The 23,137-nt window shown below is 41.2% G+C and carries 21 protein-coding genes; 10 read left to right on the forward strand and 11 right to left on the reverse strand.

What is annotated here, in order from left to right; translation table 11 throughout:
• The coding region (locus F607_RS29255; protein ID WP_038291056.1) for a transposase at positions 1 to 168 on the forward strand (168 nt) is incomplete at its 5' end.
• 165 nt (positions 169 to 333) lie between these two features.
• Positions 334 to 1,563, forward strand: a complete 1,230-nt coding sequence (locus F607_RS0110960) for a response regulator (RefSeq protein ID WP_157365431.1) — start codon at positions 334 to 336, stop codon at positions 1,561 to 1,563.
• Here F607_RS0110960 and F607_RS29260 read toward each other — a convergent pair.
• Positions 1,487 to 2,143 carry an endonuclease dU gene (locus F607_RS29260; RefSeq protein WP_084611202.1) on the reverse strand — a complete coding sequence of 219 codons (657 nt, stop codon included), beginning with the start codon at positions 2,141 to 2,143 and terminating at the stop codon, positions 1,487 to 1,489. The two genes, F607_RS0110960 and F607_RS29260, sit on opposite strands and share 77 nt — an antisense overlap.
• 496 nt (positions 2,144 to 2,639) lie before the next feature.
• A complete protein-coding gene (locus tag F607_RS0110970) occupies positions 2,640 to 3,317 on the reverse strand; it encodes a response regulator transcription factor (protein WP_027708118.1) in 678 nt (225 codons plus the stop codon).
• Positions 3,318 to 3,577: 260 nt separating this feature from the next.
• On the opposite strand from F607_RS0110970, the gene dinB reads away from it, so the two are divergent.
• Positions 3,578 to 4,666: a DNA polymerase IV gene (gene dinB, locus F607_RS0110975; RefSeq protein ID WP_027708119.1), complete on the forward strand. Its 1,089-nt coding sequence runs from the start codon at positions 3,578 to 3,580 to the stop codon at positions 4,664 to 4,666.
• 155 nt (positions 4,667 to 4,821) lie between these two features.
• Here dinB and F607_RS0110980 read toward each other — a convergent pair whose 3' ends face one another.
• The 4 genes from F607_RS0110980 to F607_RS0110995 all read right to left on the reverse strand — a co-directional run bounded on the left by F607_RS0110980 (position 4,822) and on the right by F607_RS0110995 (position 9,623).
• Positions 4,822 to 5,199, reverse strand: coding sequence for a DUF3461 family protein (locus F607_RS0110980; protein WP_027708120.1), 378 nt, complete (start codon positions 5,197 to 5,199; stop codon positions 4,822 to 4,824).
• 23 nt (positions 5,200 to 5,222) lie between these two features.
• Entirely contained in the window at positions 5,223 to 5,654 is a 432-nt protein-coding gene (locus F607_RS0110985) for a universal stress protein (RefSeq protein ID WP_027708121.1), read from the reverse strand.
• Positions 5,655 to 5,942: 288 nt separating this feature from the next.
• A complete protein-coding gene (locus F607_RS0110990) occupies positions 5,943 to 8,534 on the reverse strand; it encodes a TRAP transporter permease (protein ID WP_027708122.1) in 2,592 nt (863 codons plus the stop codon).
• 105 nt (positions 8,535 to 8,639) lie between these two features.
• Positions 8,640 to 9,623, reverse strand: coding sequence for a TAXI family TRAP transporter solute-binding subunit (locus tag F607_RS0110995; protein ID WP_084611203.1), 984 nt, complete (start codon positions 9,621 to 9,623; stop codon positions 8,640 to 8,642).
• Positions 9,624 to 10,067: 444 nt separating this feature from the next.
• Here F607_RS0110995 and F607_RS0111000 point away from each other — a divergent pair, with 444 nt between their 5' ends.
• A complete protein-coding gene (locus F607_RS0111000; protein ID WP_157365432.1) occupies positions 10,068 to 11,063 on the forward strand; it encodes a glyceraldehyde 3-phosphate dehydrogenase NAD-binding domain-containing protein in 996 nt (331 codons plus the stop codon).
• A 129-nt stretch (positions 11,064 to 11,192) separates the two neighbouring features.
• On the opposite strand, the gene F607_RS0111005 is transcribed toward F607_RS0111000, so the two are convergent.
• The gene (locus F607_RS0111005) at positions 11,193 to 11,693 is read right to left on the reverse strand and encodes a YchJ family protein (protein ID WP_027708125.1); all 501 of its coding nucleotides are present in this window, start codon (positions 11,691 to 11,693) and stop codon (positions 11,193 to 11,195) included.
• 783 nt (positions 11,694 to 12,476) lie between these two features.
• Between F607_RS0111005 and F607_RS0111010 the strand changes: the two genes are divergently transcribed.
• The 4 genes from F607_RS0111010 (at position 12,477) to F607_RS0111025 (ending at position 17,910) form a co-directional block, all read left to right on the forward strand.
• Positions 12,477 to 13,133 carry a DUF4360 domain-containing protein gene (locus F607_RS0111010; protein WP_027708126.1) on the forward strand — a complete coding sequence of 219 codons (657 nt, stop codon included), beginning with the start codon at positions 12,477 to 12,479 and terminating at the stop codon, positions 13,131 to 13,133.
• Between the two features lie 505 nt (positions 13,134 to 13,638).
• Positions 13,639 to 14,301: a DUF4360 domain-containing protein gene (locus F607_RS0111015; protein ID WP_027708127.1), complete on the forward strand. Its 663-nt coding sequence runs from the start codon at positions 13,639 to 13,641 to the stop codon at positions 14,299 to 14,301.
• A 260-nt stretch (positions 14,302 to 14,561) separates the two neighbouring features.
• A complete protein-coding gene (gene dinG / locus F607_RS0111020; protein WP_027708128.1) occupies positions 14,562 to 16,697 on the forward strand; it encodes an ATP-dependent DNA helicase DinG in 2,136 nt (711 codons plus the stop codon).
• Between the two features lie 52 nt (positions 16,698 to 16,749).
• Positions 16,750 to 17,910, forward strand: a complete 1,161-nt coding sequence (locus F607_RS0111025; protein ID WP_027708129.1) for a serine hydrolase domain-containing protein — start codon at positions 16,750 to 16,752, stop codon at positions 17,908 to 17,910.
• A gap of 70 nt (positions 17,911 to 17,980) precedes the next feature.
• Here F607_RS0111025 and F607_RS0111030 read toward each other — a convergent pair whose 3' ends face one another.
• Both F607_RS0111030 and F607_RS0111035 read right to left on the reverse strand, forming a co-directional pair.
• Positions 17,981 to 18,571, reverse strand: a complete 591-nt coding sequence (locus F607_RS0111030) for a tetratricopeptide repeat protein (RefSeq protein ID WP_027708130.1) — start codon at positions 18,569 to 18,571, stop codon at positions 17,981 to 17,983.
• A gap of 140 nt (positions 18,572 to 18,711) precedes the next feature.
• A complete protein-coding gene (locus F607_RS0111035) occupies positions 18,712 to 18,909 on the reverse strand; it encodes a zinc ribbon domain-containing protein (protein ID WP_027708131.1) in 198 nt (65 codons plus the stop codon).
• Positions 18,910 to 19,101: 192 nt separating this feature from the next.
• On the opposite strand from F607_RS0111035, the gene F607_RS0111040 reads away from it, so the two are divergent.
• Positions 19,102 to 20,271 (forward strand): 1-acyl-sn-glycerol-3-phosphate acyltransferase, encoded by a 1,170-nt coding sequence (locus F607_RS0111040; RefSeq protein ID WP_027708132.1) that lies wholly within the window; start codon positions 19,102 to 19,104, stop codon positions 20,269 to 20,271.
• Between the two features lie 113 nt (positions 20,272 to 20,384).
• On the opposite strand, the gene F607_RS0111045 is transcribed toward F607_RS0111040, so the two are convergent.
• Positions 20,385 to 20,672 (reverse strand): hypothetical protein, encoded by a 288-nt coding sequence (locus F607_RS0111045; protein ID WP_027708133.1) that lies wholly within the window; start codon positions 20,670 to 20,672, stop codon positions 20,385 to 20,387.
• 500 nt (positions 20,673 to 21,172) lie between these two features.
• On the opposite strand from F607_RS0111045, the gene F607_RS0111050 reads away from it, so the two are divergent.
• Positions 21,173 to 21,631: a hypothetical protein gene (locus tag F607_RS0111050; RefSeq protein WP_027708134.1), complete on the forward strand. Its 459-nt coding sequence runs from the start codon at positions 21,173 to 21,175 to the stop codon at positions 21,629 to 21,631.
• Here F607_RS0111050 and F607_RS32765 read toward each other — a convergent pair.
• Positions 21,628 to 22,626, reverse strand: coding sequence for a GGDEF domain-containing protein (locus tag F607_RS32765; RefSeq protein ID WP_051311331.1), 999 nt, complete (start codon positions 22,624 to 22,626; stop codon positions 21,628 to 21,630). The two genes, F607_RS0111050 and F607_RS32765, sit on opposite strands and share 4 nt — an antisense overlap.
• Positions 22,627 to 23,137: the final 511 nt, after the last annotated feature.

The raw sequence follows: 23,137 nt of genomic DNA on the forward strand, positions 1-23,137 counted from the left end.
AGAGTTTTTAAGCAGTTTCCATATTTGAAACAAAGGCCTTACTGGGGAAATCATTTTTGGGCTAAAGGTTATTGTGTAGATACAGTTGGTTTGAACGCAGAAATGATAAAAAATTATGTCAGATATCAAGAACAGCTTGAAAGACGACAAGAACAATTTGATTTTTAGTAATTAGTTTTTTGTAGGGGATAGCTTGTTAGCCTACTGAGAGGGTGATGTAATGCCCCCTTTCAGGGGGTTAAAAGCAAAACCACCTTCTAAGAAGGTGGATTATTTACTGTTAGATTGCCCTTTGAGTTGGTCGAACCACCATGTGATGCGGCCTATTATCACATGGTTGGCTTGGTCAAAGGATGTAATGTATTAATTGTCGATGATGATCCACTCTTTGCTGAAGTTGTGGTTGATATGCTTCAGTGTTTTGGTGTTTACTCTGATTATTGTTCATCTGGGCAAGAAGCACTTGATAAAATCGCTAAAGCATATAATACAATAGATGTTTTGTTAGTTGACTGGGACATGCCTGAAATGGATGGTTTGGACTTTATTCATAGACTCGTGAAAAACTACCCAGAGTCAAATAAACCTGTGGTTATGATGTCAGCTCATCAGCAAATAAAACTGATTGGCAAAAAACAAAAAGGAATAGCATGTAGTTATTTGTCAAAACCATTTTCATCGTTAGCATTACTAAAAGCGCTAATTCATGCCCTGCGGCGGGAGCAGCTTTTAGAATTACCTCGTGACGATAAGGAAAATTATGATGGGTTGTTTGGAAAAAGAATACTGTTGGTAGAAGATAATAACGTAAATCAACTTTTAGCATCTAAATTGCTCAGGAATGTAGGTATCGTAACAGATGTTGTAAGCAATGGTGAGAAGGCTGTTTCGAAAGTTAAACAGCAACGATACGATGCAGTGTTAATGGATGTACATATGCCGATAATGGATGGTTATCAGGCGACTGAACAGATAAGGAAACATTTTTCTGCAGAGATATTACCTATTATTCCAATGACTGCGAATGTGACTGAAGGTGATCGAGAAAAAAGTCTAGCGATAGGGATGAATGACTATTTAACCAAACCTATTCAAAAAGAAGTGTTGTACCGATGTTTATTGAAGTGGTTGAGTGCAGTTGGACCTGACGTTAGGCCGTCGTTAACGCGACTTGATCATGAGGACAGTATGATAACAAAGTCTGCTTCAACATCATCATTGGCATTGCTCAATATTGATGATGCTATGGTGAGACTGGACGGAGACCATGCTATGTACTGCTCTATGCTTGAGTTATTCTTAGATGACTTTGCAATGGTCTCTACACGGTTGAATCATATGGTAAAGCAAGTTCAGTATAAGCAGGCACTTATGTTAGTGCATAGTATAAAAGGTGTAGCCGCGAATATTTCTGCTCAACAATTATATGTACTTGCTGAAAGCTTGGAGCATGAACTTAAGCAGGCAAGCCCCAAATTAACAACACTTAATGCTTTTCAAGCCTGTCATCAGAAGACATTGGAAGCAGTGCAGTCATACACGGCATCTGTTGCAAATGCTTAGTTGTTGAGGAGTGTCCCGTTTTAACTGCGGCGCCGATAAGTTGTGCAATTCTTAAGGCTTCGGGCATGTTGTATTGATCAGATAATCGGTGAAGGGTTGCTGCTGCAATACCTGGTGAGGTGCCTTGTACTTGAAAATAGAAGTCACCACTTTTATGAATATTGCCAGCCTTACACATAGTCGCAAAGCGTTGATGGGTATCTGATAAGTGAGTCAAGGCTGTTTGAATAGCCCTCATATTAGGCAGTTCGCGCATGACAGAGATACAAGGGCGAGCCAGCCACTTTGTTAAAAGGGGTAAATCGATAATATTGAGTCCTGCCATACTGATACCATCAAATAACAGAACATGGATATGAGGATAAAATGTACTGTTGATCAGTTGCTCTGCAACAGTTTCAGTAGCATCCATTCCATTTAATGTCACCTCACTCCACAACATGCCTTCAAAGCGCGTATTTAAACAAACAATACCACTGATATTGACTTTATTATCTTGAGTACGATTGAAGGGCGTATCGTTGTAACCGATAGCTCTAATAGACTTATTATACTGCAGTAAAGTCTCAAGTGTTTTCATAGGGAGTCAGGTATTTAAAGTACTACTTCATATACTATGTCTATTGAACAACAACTTATCACTTTGAATCTTGAATACGTGTGTACTATAGACATAATGATTAACTGATCATGGTATACCAAACGACTTTCTTAAAGATTAGCACAGGGATAACTGAACAAAAGGATAACTATGGTTGTTCGATAAATGGCTATGGAGTTGTATTAAGTTGGCTGTACATTTTTTGTAGTATTTATTCCAGAGTTTAAGGCTCACGTTACAGAAGCCTTGTTTTAATGTTGCTGAGGTATATTAGAACGGGTAATATATTTTATTGCCGTGATGTTAGTGAAATAAAGTATATCGACTTGAGTGAAGGGAGTTGTTCTTCGAATAGTTATTCCACTCTGTGTTAAACATGCTTGTTCATTCAATATAAACGATGTGTCTTATTTGTTCTTATGAATAATCTGCGTCCCTGTAGATTATGAATAAGCCGCTTACCTATAAGGTACGGTTAACTCTCCATGACACTGAATAGTGCTGGATTTTCAAGTTTAAATTGTTTAATTGCAATCACTGCTTGAGTACGATTGCGTACGCCCAGTTTTTTAAAAATTGCTGTTGCATGGGCTTTTATGGTCGCTTCAGATAGATTTAGCTCGAAGGCAATCTGCTTATTTTGTTTCCCTTCAGTCAGCATTGAAAGTACTTTATATTGCTGAGGAGTGAGCGTCGTTATTTGCTCTGCCAGTTTTTCCTGCTGTGGGTCAGATACGGGATGCTGGCTTTGATCGATTGACTCGGGAATCCAAATATTACCATTCAACACTGTCTGTAAAGCAGTACAAATGGTCTTCAACGATGATGACTTTGGAATAAATCCTGAAGCTCCGTAGGCAATAGTTTGTTGAATGACTTGGGGCTCTTCCAAAGCTGAAACAATGACAATGGGGATGCTTGAATAGTTTCCTCTCAGAAAGAGCAGACCTGAGTAACCATGGGCGCCAGGCATGAATAAATCTAGCAGGATTAAATCGATCTGAGTTTGCTGTTCGAGTATGTGTTGTAAACTATCAATGCTTTCTGCCTCTATAAGATGTGTGTTACTGATACCAGTAGAAACGGCTTGGCGAAGTGCCGTACGAAATAAAGGGTGATCATCGGCGATAACTATTTTATAGTACTTTTGCATTCCAAGACCTCGTGTGGCAACTTTAAGGCCACGGTTTTCCCTTATAAAAAATCATGGTAATTATGTAATAAAAATGCGCATAAATGTATCCTTTTTTCGAAGATTTTCGGCGTGATTGGAGGAGAATTATTAGCGTAACGTTACCTCTGGACTGTTACTGGATAACAGCAGCCATGTAATTTAGGTATACAATAAAGTAAATCAGGAGTGGACTGGACTTAACGTGATAAACATGAGATTGGTCATTGAGGTGGTAACTCATGCATGAGTCTCAAGACCGTAAAATAATTCATATTGATGCGGATTGTTTTTTTGCGGCGGTTGAGATTAGAGAGAATCCGAAATTAGTCGGGCGTCCTGTTGCTGTGGGTGGTTCACCAGAGCGAAGAGGTGTTATTGCAACATGTAATTATGAAGCACGACAATTTGGTGTTCATTCAGCAATGGCATCTGCCAAAGCGCTACAGCTCTGTCCAGGGCTAATAATTCTGAAGCCCAGAATGTCGCTTTACCAACAGGTTTCACAACAACTGCGCATGATTTTTTTTGAATATACTGATCGCGTTGAGCCTCTATCATTGGATGAAGCCTATTTAGATGTGTCCTTAAGTCAACTCTGTCGAGGCAGTGCTACATTAATCGCTCAGGCTATACGACAAAAGGTGTGGGAGCGTGAGCAGTTGACGGTGTCAGCAGGTGTCGCACCTAATAAGTTTTTAGCTAAAATTGCCAGTGACTGGCAAAAGCCCGATGGTTTGTTTGTCATCTCCCCTGAGCAGATTAATGATTTTATCTTGAAGCTGCCTGTGGCCAAACTGCCTGGTGTCGGTAAGGTGACGGCAAAAAAAATGCATCAGTTAGGCGTTGCTTCTTGTGAAGATTTACAACAGGTAAGCACTGCCAAGTTAAAGCAGCACTTTGGCGTCTTTGGTGAGCGCCTTTATTTGTTAGCCCGGGGTATAGACCAGCGACCCGTCCAGCCATTGCGCCGACGCAAATCGTTGAGTGTTGAGCATACATTTAGTCAGGATCTGCCCGACTTAGCTGCAGTCCAGCAGTCAATGCCTAGTTTGTATGAGGCTCTGTGTAAACGGCTAGAGCGGAGTCTTGACGAAGGCTATGAGATGAATAAGCGCTTTGTTAAGCTTAAGTTTAGCGACTTTACGCAAACGACATATGAAGAGCGTTGGCTTGCTCATGATACTTCACAGTTATCAGTGGCTGCCTTTCAGTCACTGGCAGAATACGCGTTTAAACGTGGGGAAGGCAAAGCAGTTAGGTTGATTGGTATTGGGGTTGGGCTAAGAGATCGCAGTCAAGATTGTGGAGAGCAACTGGTACTTTTTTAACACGCATTTGAGGCTCATCCTTCGTGTAGAAGAATAGTGGGGAGCCAGTGTGTCAGATTAAGTATGCCCATGGTAGAGGTATACTCAACCCGACACGCTTTGCAGGTGTAAGAACAGCCTTTGCTACTAATAAATATTCTTTCATCGATGAACAGTTATAGCCTGTTCAAGTCGTTTTCGATTTCAGAAATTTTATGTGCGACAACTTTCTCCAAATGGCGAAGGTCATCAAGAATTTTCTTTTTCAGATCCTTCATGTCCTTTTCCTGATTGGTAATTTGGTCCAGCTCCTCAACTACCTGTCGTAAGATAGGCGATATTTCAGTAACGTTTTTGTATTTATGGGTGCCGCTATCTACCAGGACTGTTTTCTTTTGCCGTGGGTATTTAAATTTTTCACTACGGGCAAAAAGCGCACCTCTTTCTTTTTTGTAGTAGATTTTTAGCGTGTCATAATCAGCTTCAGTGCGTAGCGCATATTTTTCAATTCGATCATACTGGGTTATACCCATTCCTTTTAAATGTTCGTACATGACATCACCTTGTAAAACACTGATTACTCTTTGATTACCATTACGTTAGTTTTGGCATGCTCAACAATCTTTGAGGCGACGGACCCTAAGAAAAATTGGCCAACTTTACGGCCACTATGGCTGGAAATTACAACAAGGTCGATATTTTCCTTTTCAATTTCCTTAAGAATCTGTTTGTGAGCACTGCCTTCCCCGACGCCAATTGTGACATTAATATCCTCAGGGATATTTGCTTGGGCATAGTCCTTTAACTTCTGCTTAAGCTCCGTTAAAGCTTTGAGCATAACATCTTTAGGAAAGTAGCTTGATACCATAGGCATGTTAAAACCAGGTATCGAGCTAAAGAGGTGAAGTGTGGCATTATGGGCTTTTGCTTCAGAAATAGCTGCCGCGAGTGCTTTTTTTATCAGGGCAGTTTCATTCATATTCAGCGGGAGCAATATTTTTTTGTACATTGGGCGACCTATAAAACAGCAATGTATGTAAGCCAAGTACTTAGTTGTATTATATCTGGTTTACTTCTGTATATGGCTAATCATTTTTATGGAAGTTGTCATCACAGTACTAAAAAAAAACCACTGAAGCAGTCTCATCCATTGAGAGAGTGCCGCAGTGGCATGGGCCGTTTGCCCTAGTCCTGAAATTCATCTCGCTCTTCGAGAGTAGGTGACTTACTGTTAATAATCAATACGTAGAACAGCGGATTTAGTTTCGGATAAACGGCAGTCGTAGTTAAATTTTATTTAAGTTGTTACCTTCTCAAACAGTGCTTTTCGCCTTCTTTGTAGACCAAAGAGAACTGCCAATAAGAGTATTGCAGGTATGTACATCCACTCTTTAGCGGGTCGGTTATTAGGTAACTCTATGTATAAAATTTCCCAATCAAAGTCGATATTGGCTTTAGCTGCAGGACTATCAAACTCAACATTATCGACAATCACTTTATTATCTTTGGTGATGACTTCAAGGCCTGCATGAGCAAGACGCTCAGCACCGCTTGCTTTTTCACCTAAGGGTAATAAAACTGTTTTTTCGACCACATCACCATCAAAGGTTTCACCTGACACTCGCATGCGCAGTTGGCTATTTTCAGGACGTTCTGCTGCAACAGTCGTAATTTCAGTAGCTGATGTATGCAGGAAAGGAGGATAAAACTCATCCCACCAGAAACCAGGCCTGAATAACGTAAAGGCAACAAGGAGCAGTCCTAAGGTTTCATACCAGCGTAACTTTATCAGCCAGTAACCTTGGGTTGCCGCTGCGAAAATCAACATGGCCATTAAAGCGCCGATAACGGTGATGATCAGTTCAAGAGGGCTATCAATACCAATTAGCAACAGTTGTGTATTAAAAATAAACATGAATGGCAAAATTGCGGTACGAATATCGTAGATAAACCCTTGAATACCTGTTCGGATGGGGTCACTTTGCGCAATGGCTGCTGCAGCAAAAGCGGCTAATCCCACGGGGGGGGTGTCATCTGCAAGAATACCAAAGTAAAACACAAACAGGTGAACAGCAATGAGTGGCACGATAAGCCCGTTTTGTGCGCCCAACGTTACTATAACGGGAGCCATCAGTGTGGATACCACAATATAGTTAGCTGTTGTCGGTAGGCCCATGCCCAGGATAAGACTGATGATCGCAGTAAAGATCAGGATCAGTAGAATGCTACCACCCGAAATAAACTCGACAAATTCCGTCATAACCAAGCCAATACCAGTAAGGGTAACAGCTCCCACGACAATACCTGCAGCAGCAGTGGCAACACCAATGCCAATCATGTTACGAGCACCATTGGCTGTACCATGGAAAAGGTCATGGATACCTTCAACCAGTGGCTTGTGTAAGTCTGCCTGTTTTCGGAATGCCGCTTTTAGGGGTTTATGAGTAGCCGCTATGATAATCATAAAGACCGTTGCCCAAAATGCTGACAAGCCAGGTGAAAAGCGCTCAACCGTGAGGCACCAGACTAAAACCACAATGGGTAATAAGAAGTACAAACCACTTTTTACGGTGGGGCCCACTTCAGGCATGCTGACTAAGGGAGAGTTAGGATCATCTATGGCCAGCTCTGGGTATTTAGCTGAATAAGCAACGAGTGCTATGTATCCAACACAAACAGCAGCACCTACTGCCCAAATGGCATAGTCGCCCAGCACCGTTTTGACCCAGCCGATTCCATAGTAGACCGCAGCGGTCATAATACAGAGCAGTAAGAATGAGCCAGTAAAAGAAAGTAGTGAGCGGGTAAAGGTGGTAGGCTGGCGCCGGGGTAGACCTTCCATACCAGCTTTTACCGCTTCAAGGTGCACGATATAAAACAGAGCAACATACGAAATAGCTGCAGGTAAGATGGCATGCTTAATGACTTCAATATAGGAAATACCCACATATTCGACCATCAAGAAAGCGGCTGCCCCCATAATGGGAGGAGTAAGCTGACCATTTGTGGAAGCCGCTACTTCAATAGCACCCGCTTTATGAGCAGGAAAGCCAACCCGCTTCATCAGTGGAATGGTAAAGGTGCCTGTTGTCACCACATTAGCAATTGATGAGCCAGAGATAATACCGCTTAGCCCAGATGAAACCACAGCTGCTTTAGCGGGACCGCCGCGTAAGTGGCCTAATAGAGAGAAGGCAACTTGAATAAAATAATTACCTGCTCCAGCCCGGTCTAAGAGTGCGCCAAAAAGCACAAATAAAAAGACAAAGTTTGTGGCTACCCCTAAGGCAACACCAAAAACCCCTTCTGTGGTAATCCAAAAGTGTGAAAGTGCTTTATTTAAGCTTGCACCTTTATGGGCAATCACGTCTGGCATATAAGGGCCAGCAAACACATAAACCAAAAATACGCTGGCAACCACCATCAGTGGAGGGCCCAGTGCACGGCGAGTTGCTTCAAGTAACAGTAACATGCCAATGCCCGCCATCACTAAGTCAGCGGTAATGGGAGCACCTGCGCGTGAGGCAAGCTCATCTTTGAACATGACCAGATAAAAAGCACTGGCAGTTCCCAGAATTGCAAATAACCAGTCTGTCCACGGAATGTAAAAGCGTGGAGAGCGCTTAAATGCCGGGTAGGCTGTGAAAGCTAAAAACAGAGCAAAACATAAATGAATGGCTCTTGCTTCAGACGCATCAAAAACACCAAACCCTAAGTCATAGGGAATGGGCGATGCAATCCAGAGCTGAAATAATGACCAACAGATTGGCACAAAAAACAGTAGTGAACCCGTCCAGTTTTTAGGGGACCGAGCACCACTGTCAGCCTCTGCGACCATTTGCTCTAGATTGGCATCAAGCGTCTGACTGGATTCTTTCGTATTTGTCATAATTACTAGCCTGTCATTACGAAAGCGGAAAATATGTCTGGCGCTTGGCCGGGGAGTGTAATAGTTATTGTAGTATTATCCCCGGCTCGAGAAGGGCGAGCGTGATTACTTGATCAAGCCCACTTCTTTGAAGTATTTAGCTGCGCCCTCATGTAAGGGTGCGGAAAGTCCATCTTTAGCCATACTTTCTTTCTTCAGGCTTGAAAATGCCTGATGAAGCCTTTTGAAGTCATCAAATCCTTCAAATACCGCTTTTGTAAGTTGATAAATAATTTCAGGACTGGTTTTGGTAGAAGAGACGATTGTTGCCGCAACACCAAATGTGTGAATGTCCTTGTCATTTCCCTGGTACAACCCTGCAGGAATGACGGTTTTTGCATAGTAGCTGTTGTCAGCTAAAAGCTTGTCGATGACTGGACCTGTGACAGGAACAACCATCGTTTCACATGCTGTTGTTGCTTCTTTGATGGAGCCACTTGGGTGGCCTGCAACAAATACAAAGGCATCAATTTTGTTATCACAGAGAGCACCCGCCTGTTCAGCAGACTTTAACTCAGACGCGAGTTTGAAGTCCTTTTTTGTCCAGCCGTACTTCTCCATCAGTAATTCCATATTGGCCCGTTGACCAGAGCCTGGGTTACCAATATTAACGCGCTTACCTTTTAGGTCTTCAAACGTCTTGATGCCTGCATCTTTACGGGCCACAACTGTGAATGCTTCAACATGTAAAGAAAAGACTGCACGTAGATCTTTGTAAGGACCTTGAGCCTTAAACTCGCTACTGCCATTGTAAGCATGATACTGCCAGTCAGACTGAACCACACCTAAGTCTAACTCACCAGCGCGCATGGTATTCAGGTTGTAGATTGAACCACCTGTACTTTCTACGGAACAGCGAATGCCGTGCTCCTTACGCCCTTTATTGACTAATTTACAGATAGCACCACCTGTAGGGTAGTAAACACCTGTTACTCCTCCAGTTCCAATTGTAATGAACTCTTGCTTGGCAAAAGCTGTGGTGCTGGTCAGGCAGGTTACCGCTAGGCTGGCACCGATCATTCCAAAGGATAGTTTTTTTAGTATTGACATGTTTACCTCATCGCGTTGTAGTTATCTTGGCTTGCGTTGTTGGTGCAAATTATCAGCAAAAACAAATATCTTCTGGGTTTAAACAACTCAGAAAACTGCAAGACGAGGCCCTTTTCTTGGAAAGAGCACGACTATAATGACCAATATGGGTAAACCACTATAAGTACTTTTACTTACTTGTGGGCAAAATGTGGTCAATACATAGAAAATAACAATAATAATTGTCTAATTTTTTACTATTTAAAATGTATTTCCGCGACAGTTTCCCTGTTTTATTCACAAATGTGTTTTTTGGCAAGCGAGCAGGGTAGGAGGGGAAAATAATGTTTGCTCTGCTAAGGTGTCAGCGTTACGCTTAGCGTTTGTTTCCAGCAGTTAGGGTTAAGATGGTAAAACAGCCTGCAGATTGGCCGGTAAGTTGGCCAGCAAATTGGAGAGCTTAGGGTGACAGTGCGAGTCGGATTACACGGATTTGGTCGCATGGGGCGTACTGCATTGCGTGCAGCCTGGAGCTGGCCCGAACTGGATATTGTGCATATCAATGACAGTAGCATTGAGCCATCATTAGCTGCACATTTATTAACCTATGAAGACTCTAATGCTACCTGGGCAGATATACAAGTTACCGAGGACGTTTCATTAAAAATCGACGACCAGTGTCTTGGATTTACTCGTCAAACTTCAATCTTGGATGTAGATTGGCGGGGTTATCAGGTTGATGTTGTTATTGTCTGTGATGAAAGTTCAAATGATATATCTGCAATAAAACAGTTGCTCTCAAAAGGAGTGAGAAAGGTCGTTATTGCAGGTGCAATGCACCATAATGTGTTAAATATTGTGATGGGGGTTAATGACTATTTATATAACGCCTCTGCTCACCACCTCGTGGCTTCAGGCCATTGGTTAACTCAGTCATATGCGCCTATTTTGAAAGTATTACACGATGGATTAGGTGTATCTCATGGTGCAATTTCTGTGGCTAAACCTTTGATTCCTTCACCCCAAGATTATGACCCTATTGCATGTCGTTTCAGGCATCCAGGTAATGCGATAATTCCCCAGCGCTTTGAAAAAATACATAACAAACTTATTTTTCCTGAACTTGCGAATCGGCTGAACTGTAATGTAATTCATCTACCATTGTATGGTCCCTCTTATGTTGAGGGGACCTTTGAAGTAAGCTGCAATACCACGGCAGAAGAGGTGGGTAGTCTTTTTATCAAGGCTGCCAATGGCTTATTGAGAGGAATTTTGCGAGTTGATGATAATAATTTAGTTTCAACTGATTTTGCCAGGAGTCCTGTCTCCTGTGTGATTGATATGCCAGCACTGAGTGTTGTTGCAGGAACACAAGTTCGTGTATTGGCTTGGTGCGATTTTGAAGCGGGTTTTTGCCAACGTTTAATGGAGTTAGTACGTAAAGTAGGCATGTCAATTTAGCTATTATATACCCAAAACGAAGGGTTTTTATGTGAGCTATCCACAGCGCTTACCTTAACGGGTCCGCGAGGCTGTTCTGATGTGTGCTCAAGATATTAGTCGGGTTTATTGTCAGCGTTGGAGTAAAACTTAATTACGCATACAACACTTCTTGTATTTTTTGCCACTTCCACAAAGGCAAATATCATTACGCGTTAACTTTTTAACTTTGATCAATGGGGCTGTATGTGGATCGATATAATACCACTTTTGGTCAATTAAGCTGAATGTGGAATTTTCATGTAACTGATTTGATTGATGTGAAGACTTCAGTTGGTAATGAGCAATAAACTCTACTTCACCATAAGGGTGAGTAGGTTGACCAAATAAACAATGAATGATTTCTAAACCTACCCAATCTGTTTGTTGAGCCCATTGTTGTATTTCATGCCGGTTAAGAAAAGGTTGTTGATCTGGGTGAGTTGTATTGACTAAATAATCAACACGTTGTTGGTGATAAGCCGTATAACGAGACCTCATTAACTGCTCCGCTGTTTCAGGGCTTTGTTCTTTGTTTAGAAAACGCAGGCAGCACTCTTGGTAAGTGAGTCCACTTTTGCAAGGACATGGAGCATTTATAGATAGTGACATATCGAACTAATAACATGATGATGATTTGTTGCATTTTTATACGCATGAGTAGTGTAAATGTCCATGACTTTTTATTTTTAGGGGCGCCTTTTAGAGTCTTCTGGGGCTGTCTCTCACTTCCAGATGCTTGTGAAAAAACAAATTTTATGCAGCTGGATTTTATTATTGATAAGATGAGGGTCACAAAATTATTGTTTTTTAAAAATTCTGTGATAAATTGCGGCAAGTTAGTTTAAATAAAAACTACATAAAAAATGTCTTTTGCATTTTAATTGTTATTGCTGTGAATAATATTAAAGTTAAATATATACCCAATACGAAGGTTTTTTAGGGGCGGCCGTCAAGCGATGAAGCCCCCGGAGCTTATATTAATAAGTGACTGGGGTGAAGAGTGCTGACAACAAACTCTAAAAATGATTCGTGAAGGGTATATACCCATAACGAACTGCTTTTAGGGATTACCTATCGTAAACTGGTAGGACAATTAATGAGCGCAGGCTTAGTTAAAGGAATACTTAAAATCCTGTGGGCTTTTATTTTTCATGTTATACATAGCACGTTTGATAGTATTCATTTAAAAAAAATGCTTAAGATATGTTTGCCAACTACGAAAAAATGGGGATACCCTTCGCTTTAGGTACATGTATAGCCTTTGCTGAACGTGCATATAAAGTGAGGCGTATGCTGCATAGTAGGAAGCTTTACATGGCAATGCAGTTAATTAACGGAGTAAAAGTGTTTGTCATGTCTTTAGTTGAAGGAAATCGTTAAAAGGACATAAATATGAAAAAGATTTTCAACAAAACTTCTGTAGTAGTATGTTGTGCTATAAGCTCTTTATTGGTTGGAAACACGGTTTTAGCAGTAGATCCAGACCAGCCACCAGAGGGTAGCGTGTATATAGAAGATATCGTGTATGGAGGAACAGGGTGTCCGCAGGATAGTGTAGGTATATCCATTGCGACAAATGGTTTGAACTTTGGTGTTTCTTTTGACCAGTATATTGCAGGTATTGGTGATGGTTTTAGCCGAGCAGATCAACGGAAAAGCTGTGATTTGCGTGTTAACTTAAAAGTACCTGCTGGCTACGCTTATACTGTCGTAGATTTGACTTATCGGGGTTATGCTGAGATGGATCGGGGCATCTTTGCCTCGATGTCATCAACATATCACTTCCAGGGGGAAGCGCTTGAGGCAGGTTTCGTTAAAAATATGCGTGGGCCTATAGAAAAAGACTTTACTTATACTGATAGTTTAGACCTTGAGTCTTTTGTATGGTCAAGCTGTGGTGCGACAGCACCATTGGTATTGCAGACAAGAATGAAGCTCAAAAAAGCTCGCTTTACGCCACCTGAGTCAGGAGGCACAATAGGTGTTGATAGTGTAGAAGGTAAATTAACCCATGAATATGGCCTTTTATGGAAAAAATGTGAAGCCTAATAATTTGCCAAAACTTCGCTATTTGTAAGCATCTAAGCAAAACACTTAATTTGTTCTAGCTTAATGAAATTGTGCTAAATTAAGGGTTTTGCTACTGGTAAACAATTGTTGTATTTTTTGTACAGTGTGTTAGATTGTTTTCGCGTTAACAATTACTAAAAATGTTTAGTGATTTGTTTTATACGCTTTATGTCTGCATAAGCTGAAAAAAGGAATGAAAGGGAGCTTCACAAGTAAGGTTTAGGTTAAATAGCAAGGGTGTTATTCACCACTTAGCCTTAATGGCTTTTAACGTATGCTTATTTTCCTATGATTTTAATTTGGGGAATATCCCTTTTATTCACTGACAAATGCTGTGTATGTTAAGTGCATGTATTTTTGCTCATTGATGTAAACCTATTTTTAAAAAAATGTTATCAAGAGCATACTAGGCTAGTGCAGAAGTAAGAAAAAAAGCATCAGATTATATAAAAACTCATCCACATGGAAAGGTGAGGATTATAACATGATTAAAAAATCAGGCTTGAAAGTCCTGGGGACTTCATCTCTTTTCGTTGCCGTTGCATTTTCCACTTCAATCGCACAAGCACAGACAGATCCTGTGACACCTCCTCATGGTCAGGTTTATGTAAAAGATATCACTTATGGTGGTAGTGGCTGTCCTCAGGGGTCTGTTGGTGTATCTGTGGCAGATAGTGGGCTGAACTTTGGTGTGTCATTTGATGAGTATATAGCGGGTATTGGCCCTGATTTTAGCCGGGCTGATAAGCGTAAAAGCTGTGATTTGCGGGTTAACCTGCATGTACCATCTGGTTACTCGTACACGATTGCAGATGTAAACTACCGTGGCTATGCCGATCTAGATCGTGGCATTATCGGTAAATTTAAAACGAATTATCGTTTCCAAGGTGAGCGTTTAGAAGCAGGCTTTGTGCAATCAACACGTGGACCGGTCAGTGAAGATATCATGGTATCTGATAGTCTGGACCTGGAAGCTTTTGTTTGGTCAGCCTGTGGTGCAACTGCGCCTGTTGTTCTTCAAACCAAGCTACAATTAGCTAAAACTCGTATGGCTGCAAGTGATGCAGGTGGTGTTTTAGGGGTAGACAGTATTGAAGGTAAACTGACTCATCAATACAGTCTGGTATGGCGTCGTTGTAACAACTAATAACCTTCTTAGTCATCATATGTTGTATTGCTGAGAAAGGGTATATTGTTGTAGCCTTAGCAAAGGGCCAGTAAGTATTTTTAGTATTACGGTTAATCTGTTTATTGGCCTATTGTAAAATGTTAAGCTTTATCGTTCATGAGCCTTGCTGTTAGCAGTAAGGCTTTTTTGTCTCTAGGCTGCTAACAGTTGCGTGAATATCTGGTGAGCAAATTACTCAAAATTGCCTTATCATTAGGCAGGCAATTTATGAGGGTCGTATGCTGAGTTCATCATTAAAACAAGTGATTCAAGATGCCTATCGTGCTTTTTTAAACAGCAAACAGCTAAGGCCGCGCTATGGTCAAAAGCTTATGATTGCTGATATTGCAAAAACGATAGGGGAAATTGAAGAAGATGATGAGGGACAGCGTGTTGGAGAACCTGCCGTGTGTGTTGTTGAGGCAGGGACCGGTACAGGAAAAACGGTAGCTTATGCACTCGCGATGATTCCTATTGCCCAGGAATATGAAAAGCAGTTAGTGATTGCAACGGCAACGGTTGCCCTTCAAGAGCAAATTTTATTCAAAGACCTGCCAGATATCAGACAAAATAGTGGTTTGTCATTCAGCTTTGCTTTAGCAAAAGGGCGGGGCCGTTATGTCTGTTTAAGTAAGCTTGATAACATCTTGCATGATGGCGCCTCAACGCTAGTGACCCAAGATTTATTCGTGGCTGCTGGATTACTCAATACCGATCAACCTCATGACAGACAGACTTATCAAACCATGCTGGATAAGTTTGCCAGTAGTCGTTGGGATGGCGATCGTGATAGCTGGCCTGATGTTGTTGAAGATAAAACCTGGCAGCTAGTGGCTACAGATCATGTGCAGTGTAGCAATCGTCGTTGTACTTATTTTCACCAGTGTGCATTTTTTAAAGCAAGAGAGCGACTTGGTGAGGCAGATGTTATTGTCACTAATCATGATATGGTTTTAGCTGATTTAGCGCTGGGAGGCGGTGCTGTGCTACCAGCACCAAGTAAGACACTCTATGTGTTTGATGAAGGACATCACTTACCGGATAAAGCGCTAAACCATTTTAATCATAACTCGAAAATACATAGTACACGTGCCTGGTTAGAGCAGCTTCCTAAATCATTACTGCAGATGCGGGATCATGAAGTGATTGAGCGGGCAAGTGCTGAGAAGTTTATACCTCGTGTAGAGCAAGCCTGTGAGCAGTTAAGGCAGGACTTACTTATTTGGCAGCAGCAAATAATGCCTCTTTTGCCGAGTAAAGATGAGCAGGTTATACCTCAATATCGTTTTGCGCATGGTGTCTTACCTGGTGCATTACGCGAAAGTGCAGGTATTATTAAGACTCATTTTGCCCTTTTAGTGGATATTTTGGGGCGTGTGAGTGAACAGATAAAGCAGTTGCTTGATCAAAAAAATTATATTATTCCTCAGCATGAGTTAGAGAATTGGTATGCCTTAGCCGGCGTATTATTGTTAAGAGCTGAGGCCAACTTTGATTTGTGGACAGTATACAGTGTGGAGGATGATGCTGAAGCACCACCTAATGCACGCTGGGTAACCTGGCATGGACAAGGTGGACAGACTGATCTGGAGTTATCCTGTAGCCCTATCTTGGCCGCGAAAACATTACGGCAAAACTTGTGGAATCGTTGTTTTGGCGCGGTGGTTACTTCAGCTACATTAACTGCACTGGGCCAGTTTGATCGTTTTAAAATGCGAGCGGGTGTTACTGACTCTACACATTTTGTGGTTGTACCAAGCCCATTGCCTTACCAGGCAGCTGCACGACTGGTGATACCTTCAATGCCATGTACGCCTAAAGATCCTGAATTACATACTGCATTTATTATTGATTATTTGCCTGAGTTACTGAGTACTCAATTAGGTAGTTTGGTTTTGTTTGCATCGCGCCGGCAAATGGAAGATGTTTATGTTGAAATGTCTGGGGCTTGGCAGGATAAAATTTTGATGCAAGGTGAGCTGAGTAAGCAGGAAATCATTGTCCGTCATAAAAAACGTATTGATCAACAAAAAGCGAGTGTGATTTTTGGCTTAGCCTCTTTTGCTGAAGGTATTGATTTGCCAGGTGTTTATTGTGAGCATGTGATTATTGCCAAAATACCTTTTGCCGCACCTGACAACCCGGTTGAAGCGGGACTTGCAGAGTGGATTGAGCAGCGAGGGGGTAATCCATTTATGCAAGTTACGGTACCTGACGCAGCCACGAAACTGGTTCAAGCATGTGGTCGGCTATTGAGGCATGAAAAAGATCAAGGCATTATTACTTTGCTTGATCGTCGAATTGTTACTCAACGTTATGGAAAAGCAATTCTTTCATCGCTGCCGCCTTTTCAACAAGAAATTCAGCCAGCATAGTGAGTACGGCTAAAAAAATTTTTTTTCTAAGGTTTAATGGATTTTCTTAGTTATGCAAACTCCTGAAATTACGACACCTGTAGTGCAAGGCTATTATGAAGAACGATTTCATGGATTAAAAACGTTGTTTCAACAGCTGATGGAAAACCAGCATGGTGCAGCATTAAGTATCTGTCACCAAGGTGACATGCTGGTAGATATCTGGGCTGGTCATATGGATAAGGCTCAGCAAGAGGTATGGCACCAAGATACTTTGGTAAATATTTTTTCGTGTACCAAAGTCGCTGCCATCGTTAGCTTGCTCCAGCTCTACGAAAAAGGAGAGTTATGGCTGGATAAGCCAATCGTGTATTACTGGCCAGCGTTTGCTCAAAATAATAAAAGCCAAGTTACAGTCCAGCATTTATTAACTCATCAAGCTGGGTTGCCCGCTTTTAAGCATGAAGTGTCGTCTGATGATTTATTTGACTGGCAGGCAATGGTCAACCACATTGAGCAGGCCGAATTATGGTGGCCTGCAGGGACTAAGCATGGTTATGCGCCAGTCACCTTTGGCTGGATAGCAGGTGAGTTATTTCGACGTATACAGGGTGAGTCTCTTGGTAACTATTGGCGTGAGCTTGTCAAAACAGAGTATGAGGAAGAGTTTTATATTGGTGTGCCAGAGCATGTAACCTCACGTATCGCTACGATGATGCGATTAAATCAACCGGATCAAAATCCCCAAGGCCTTTTAGCAGAGTTGCTGAGTCGACCTAAAGGCATTACGGCACGAAGCTTCACTAATCCTCAGACTATCATGACCAGCACCAACTGGCCTCAATGGCGAGCTATGGAGTTACCGTCTGCCAATGGCCACTCAACAGCCCGAGCATTAGCCAAAATTATGGCAGACTTATCAAGTCAAGAATCCAGGTTACTAAAGCCAGAGACAATAGCGTTAGCAACTCAAGTATTTGTTTCTGGCCATGATGCGGTGTTACCTTGCCCAACCCGGTTTGGTTTAGGGTTTTTACTGCATCAGTCATATGCCGGTGGACAACTTGGTGCTCCACAAAACTTTGGTCACCCGGGTGCTGGTGGTGCATTAGTTATGGCAGATCCTGTCCGCCAGCTTGGCTTTTCATTTGTGACGAATAGTATGGGTGCTGCACTGTTAGTCGATGAGCGTGCTGAAGCGCTGCTGGAAGCTTGTTATCATGATCTTGGATGATTGCAGCGCTAAATATGAAAAGCGTGTATTTTGTTAGCGATGAATGCTAAAAGGAAATTGCTATTATCATTTATTGAATATCGTTTGGTTGTTCAGTTTTTTGTTGAAGATAGAGATGTTTTAAGCTGGCGAGAATAGCATTGGCTTGCTCAATTTGTCCTGGTGCGAGGATACGCTTGATTCTTGAAACTTCCTCCTGGGCATCAGTTTGGTGTGGGTTAGGAGCTTCGCTGGCTAGGCTTAACCAAATATAGGCTGTAATCAGGTTGGCATCGATACCAATACCTTTGTGTAAAGCATGGCCTAGATAGTATTGAGCTTGAGCATCTTTCAGCTTGGCTGCTTCATTTAATAACTTAATACCAAACTTCTCATCCTTGGTAACTCCTTTACCTTCCATATAAGCCAATCCAAGTAGACGTTTTGCTACTGGGTGATCGGCTTCAGCCGCTGGCTTAAGGTAACTGATAGCCTTTTTATAGTTTGCTTCTCCCATGCTGCCAGTAAACAGTGCTTGACCTGCTGCCACTTGAGCCGCCTGATTACCTTGTTTGGCTAATGACTCAAGATCAGATAACTCACTGGCCAAGCTGCCAGAAATTTGCAGAGACAACCAAATAAAAGTAAGAGAGAGAAGGCGTGCCAGATGGAAGAACTGCATAAAAACCTCTGCTGATTGTCATAACAAGGATATGGTCGTTCATGGGTGTATGAAGACAAAGTAAACAGCGGTCGCATTATAGCGGATAGGTGGGGGCATCCCAAGTGTTGTTATGATAGAGGTCAATTCTTCAGCACTTTTTAGCACTCATCTAGTGTGAGTACTTTTACATCAGGTTGCTGCTGGAGCGGATCATAACCCACCACTAAGCGAATAGGGCGACAACATATCTGGCAGTCTTCAACAAAGTCTTGAACATCACAAAGTGCTTCTATTGCAGTGTAGAATGGCTCACCACAATAGGGGCATGGTAATGTGAGCCATTGCATTGATTCCATTTAATAACAACCTATCTATGTGATTAACAGAAAATTATGGCTGACTTGTACTATAATGGCGAACTTCTTCAGTAGTACTATGTTGGACAATACTTTCTTCAGTCCTATGTATAGCTTGTTATAGCTATTTAGTATTGCAGGAAAAACGAATAACTTTGTTGTTAATACATTGAGAAGGTGGACCGTTGTTGCATGGACAACTTCGATGATATCAGGCCTTATCACGATGATGAGGTAAGAGGGGTTTTGGATCGCTTATTGGGCGATAGTGCATTTATAAGTGCAATGACTTCACTAAAGTTTCCCAAGTGCCCTGAGTTTTTACAGCCCGCTTTAAAGTATATGGTGCGTATTGCGCTTCGGGAAGAGCTGCGTCACGTTAAAGATGTTGCTGGATTACAGGATGTACTGGAAACCTATATTGATCGTAATATCCAGAAAAATACATCGCAAGTTACTTACTCTGGACAAGAGTCACTTAAAAATGCCCGTGGTTATCTTTTTATGTGTAATCATCGGGATATTGTTATGGATCCAACATTCGTTAACTTCGCACTCTATCATCATGGTATGAAGACCCCGCGTATTGCGATTGGGGATAACCTGCTAAGTCGTCCTTATGTTAGTGATCTGATGCGCTTGAATAAAAGTTTTATTGTTAAGCGTTCTGTTAAAGGCCGAAGAGAAAAGTTGGCGGTTTATAAGCAGCTTTCTGCTTATATCAACCACTCGTTGAATACTTTTGAATCTATTTGGATTGCGCAGCGTGAAGGACGTTCTAAAGACAGTAATGACAAAACGGATACCGCAATTCTAAAGATGCTTTTGATGGCCCAAACAGACAAGGAAGTAAGCTTTGCTGAGCAGATTCAACGGTTGAATATCGTTCCAGTTGCTGTTTCTTATGAATATGATCCCTGTGACATTTTAAAGGCACGAGAGTTAGCTTATCGAGCAGCGCACGGTAAGTATGATAAAGCTGAAAATGAAGATGTGAACAGTATTGTGCGAGGAATTACCGGGAATAAAGGTCATGTTCATGTTTCGTTTGGGACGTGTTTAGAAGAGGAATACCTAAATGCAACGGACGTTGCTAATGAAATAGATCGTCAGATTCACTCGCTTTATTATTTACATCCTTCTAACTTCTTTGCATTTGAGCATGTTAAAGAGGCATATATTGATGTCAATCCTCCTGCCTTAGAAGCGCATTTTCCAGGCCTTGATTTAAAAGCAAAGCGAGAAGAGTTTGAGCAACGTTTGGCATCATGTCCTGAGACGTGGCGCCATTGGTGGCTTCAAGCTTATGCTAATCCGCTAATTAATAAGTTCCGTTGCCAGGTTAGTACGCCAGACAGTTAATTGTTCAGCTAATAATCGCTAACACTACAAGGCTTGATAATTCAGTATTTAACCAATACTTTGGCACCAAGGATGGTGCCTTAAACATGAAAAATAAACGAGGTAAGCTACTTTTATAAATTTAAAATGAAGGCTGATGTATAACTGGCTCCAGCCATAATAAGAGCAAAAATAGATACGGTTTGAAAAAGCTGGGTCCAGATGGACTGAGGAGACTTAGAATAAGACTTTAAGGGTAACCGTTGAATATCACTGTAAACCAGCGACTGCTCTATACTTTGTTTTCGTATCCAGACATTAATGCTTAAAAAGATACTTAATATTAAATAAATAGAGCCTAATATAAATAACGATAAGCTGGGTGAGTTGACTGCAAACTGCCAAAGTGAATGAATAAGCATAATAGGCACTTCTTCAGTAAATTGTCTGGCTACATTTGGCTAGGGTGAATCATACCCCAATCTTTAATGTAAAATTCGCTGCATTCTATCTGATCAAATAATGTACAGCCACCATTGTGATAAATCATAAATTAAATATGTGAATTGTGTTGCATTTTTATGGTGCATCCTTGGCTTATGTTTACATGCTGCTGTCAAATTATTGTCATTGACTAGGAACTTTCTCTGTTGATTTTTTTCTAACCATGAGTGTTAAATGTGATCATATCGAGTTTTAGGTTATACACAATATGACGTTTTTAAATTTCCATGATACGCATATACCTAAAACGAAGCATATAGTTAACACATAGCAGCCTTGATAATGGAGATTGGGAGCTGCATGGTTATATCCAAAAACAACGGCTAATTTTAACGTTGGTAGACAGACTCATTTGAGCAGGAATTAAGGTTGCTGAATGAGATTAAGCTTGAACATCATTTATTGAGGATCAGGTACAATGCTAAGCCTGGAAACTCGGTGGCGACAGTTAACGTTTCAGGGAAGTGAAGCCTTTCATACAGAGCAATACAGAGAAGCACAGAAAAAATTCTTTCAGGCCTTATTTGTTGCTGAAGAAATGCTGCTTTTAGAGGATTGTCGAGGAGCTCATTTGCCTGTTGTACAACTGTTTATGATTGCTTGCCACAACTTAGCGGATACCTATTTAGCGTTAGGATTTAAAATTCAAGCATTTGAATATTATCGAAAAGCCTATGCGGATTTAGTTCACTTACTAAATTCACCACGGGCTGATGCTGGTTTACGTCAACAAGCACAAGAGTGTGTCAGTAAAGCTGCAGATGAGTGGCAGCAGGCGTTTAATACTATGGATAAACATATCTTGTGGGGTTGGTGCAACCAACAACAGAGTATTAATAAGCCGGGTTATTCAACTCCTTATAATGCAAGACACTAGAATTGAAGGGGTTGATTATGCCTGACAGATGATGGTTGTTTAGTCGAGCATACAGGGTTAGGTATCAATGGTGATGAAGTTAAGGTTGAAACTCTGACTTTCTTTTGGAGGAGTAGCTGCTGGTCTGCTTGGCTTAAAAGTGCTTCTGCACTCCATGTGACATCTTTTATGTAAGTTGCCGCACCACAGGATATTGAAACAGGAACTTCCTGTTCTTGGTAAATTAAAGGCTCTTTGGTAATTGCTCTTTTTAAACGCTTACTGACCGCCAGAGCATCTTTCATACTTTGGTTTGGCAAAGTGATGATGAACTCATCACCGGCATAACGGAAGGCTTGATCACTTCGCCGTAGTGTTTTTTGGAAAATATAAGCAAGGTGTTGTAAAACTGCATCCCCACAATCATGTCCATACTGGTCATTGATTTTCTTAAAGTCATCACAGTCAATAAATAAAATGGCTAAAGAAGCCTGGTAGCGTTCGCAGCGTGTTAGCTCATTTTGGATATGGTCAAGCATAACGCGTCGATTAAAAAGGTTTGTGAGCGGGTCTCGTTGCGCAAGGTATTGAAGATGATCTTGCTTATTCAAGAGAGAAAGGAGCAGTGATACTTTGGTTGCCAGCTGATTGAGCAAAGGAATCATCGTTTGGAACCAGTCCAGCATGTCTTTTTTAAAGCCCAGGTTAAGTACTGCAACCAGCTTATCTTCAAAATAAATGGGCAACATGAAGATACCATCAATACGGTTAATGTATTTCGTTGGCAGAATACACAGTTGCTTTTGCTGGCGTAACAAGTGTAAACCATCAGGATTTTCATTTAAAAGCTGTTGTACAATTGATTCTGTTTGAAAAAGGCTATGAGCGTAAAGCCACTTTGGTACACGAGTGGGAAAATTTATTGAAGATATAGGTATATGAGGTGTTAGGGTGTACCATGCTGCTTCTGTATTAAAATATTTTAAACTGGCTTGTAGTAGCCGCTTTATAAGCACCTCGCTACTACTGCTTGTTAGGAGGCAAGAATCAACCTTAAAAAAGATTTGTTGGGCTTCTTGGAGCGATATATCAATAGTCATAGTCTTTTTTACAATCTACACGAAAACTGCAGACTTAAACCTCATAAATTATTCTATGGATATCACTTAAGACAGATATTGCTTGATGAGTATGATCCGCCCCTTTTTTCTCTCATTCTTTAATAAGAATATGCAAGATGGTATCTCTAATAATAGTGAGTTTTCTGAGGTCAGCTTATGCAAAGGGCCGAATGCATTAAAATCCAACTATTGCGTTGAGGTTGCCACCAAATAAAGCTCATTTTTAGAAGTACTCATAATGTGATTATGAAGTTTGTCATAGTTATATAGTTGATATCGGTAAAAATTCTCAAATGAGAAAATTGTCTCTTATTATTTTTACTTAGTAATTTTTTCTTAAAGGTTTAGTAAACTTTTGTATTTTTTGTGGTCTATTTTGATAAGTCACTGTGAAGTATCTTTAGGA

This window comes from Zooshikella ganghwensis DSM 15267 (genome assembly GCF_000428585.1).
GTDB classification, from domain to species: Bacteria; Pseudomonadota; Gammaproteobacteria; order Pseudomonadales; family Zooshikellaceae; genus Zooshikella; species Zooshikella ganghwensis.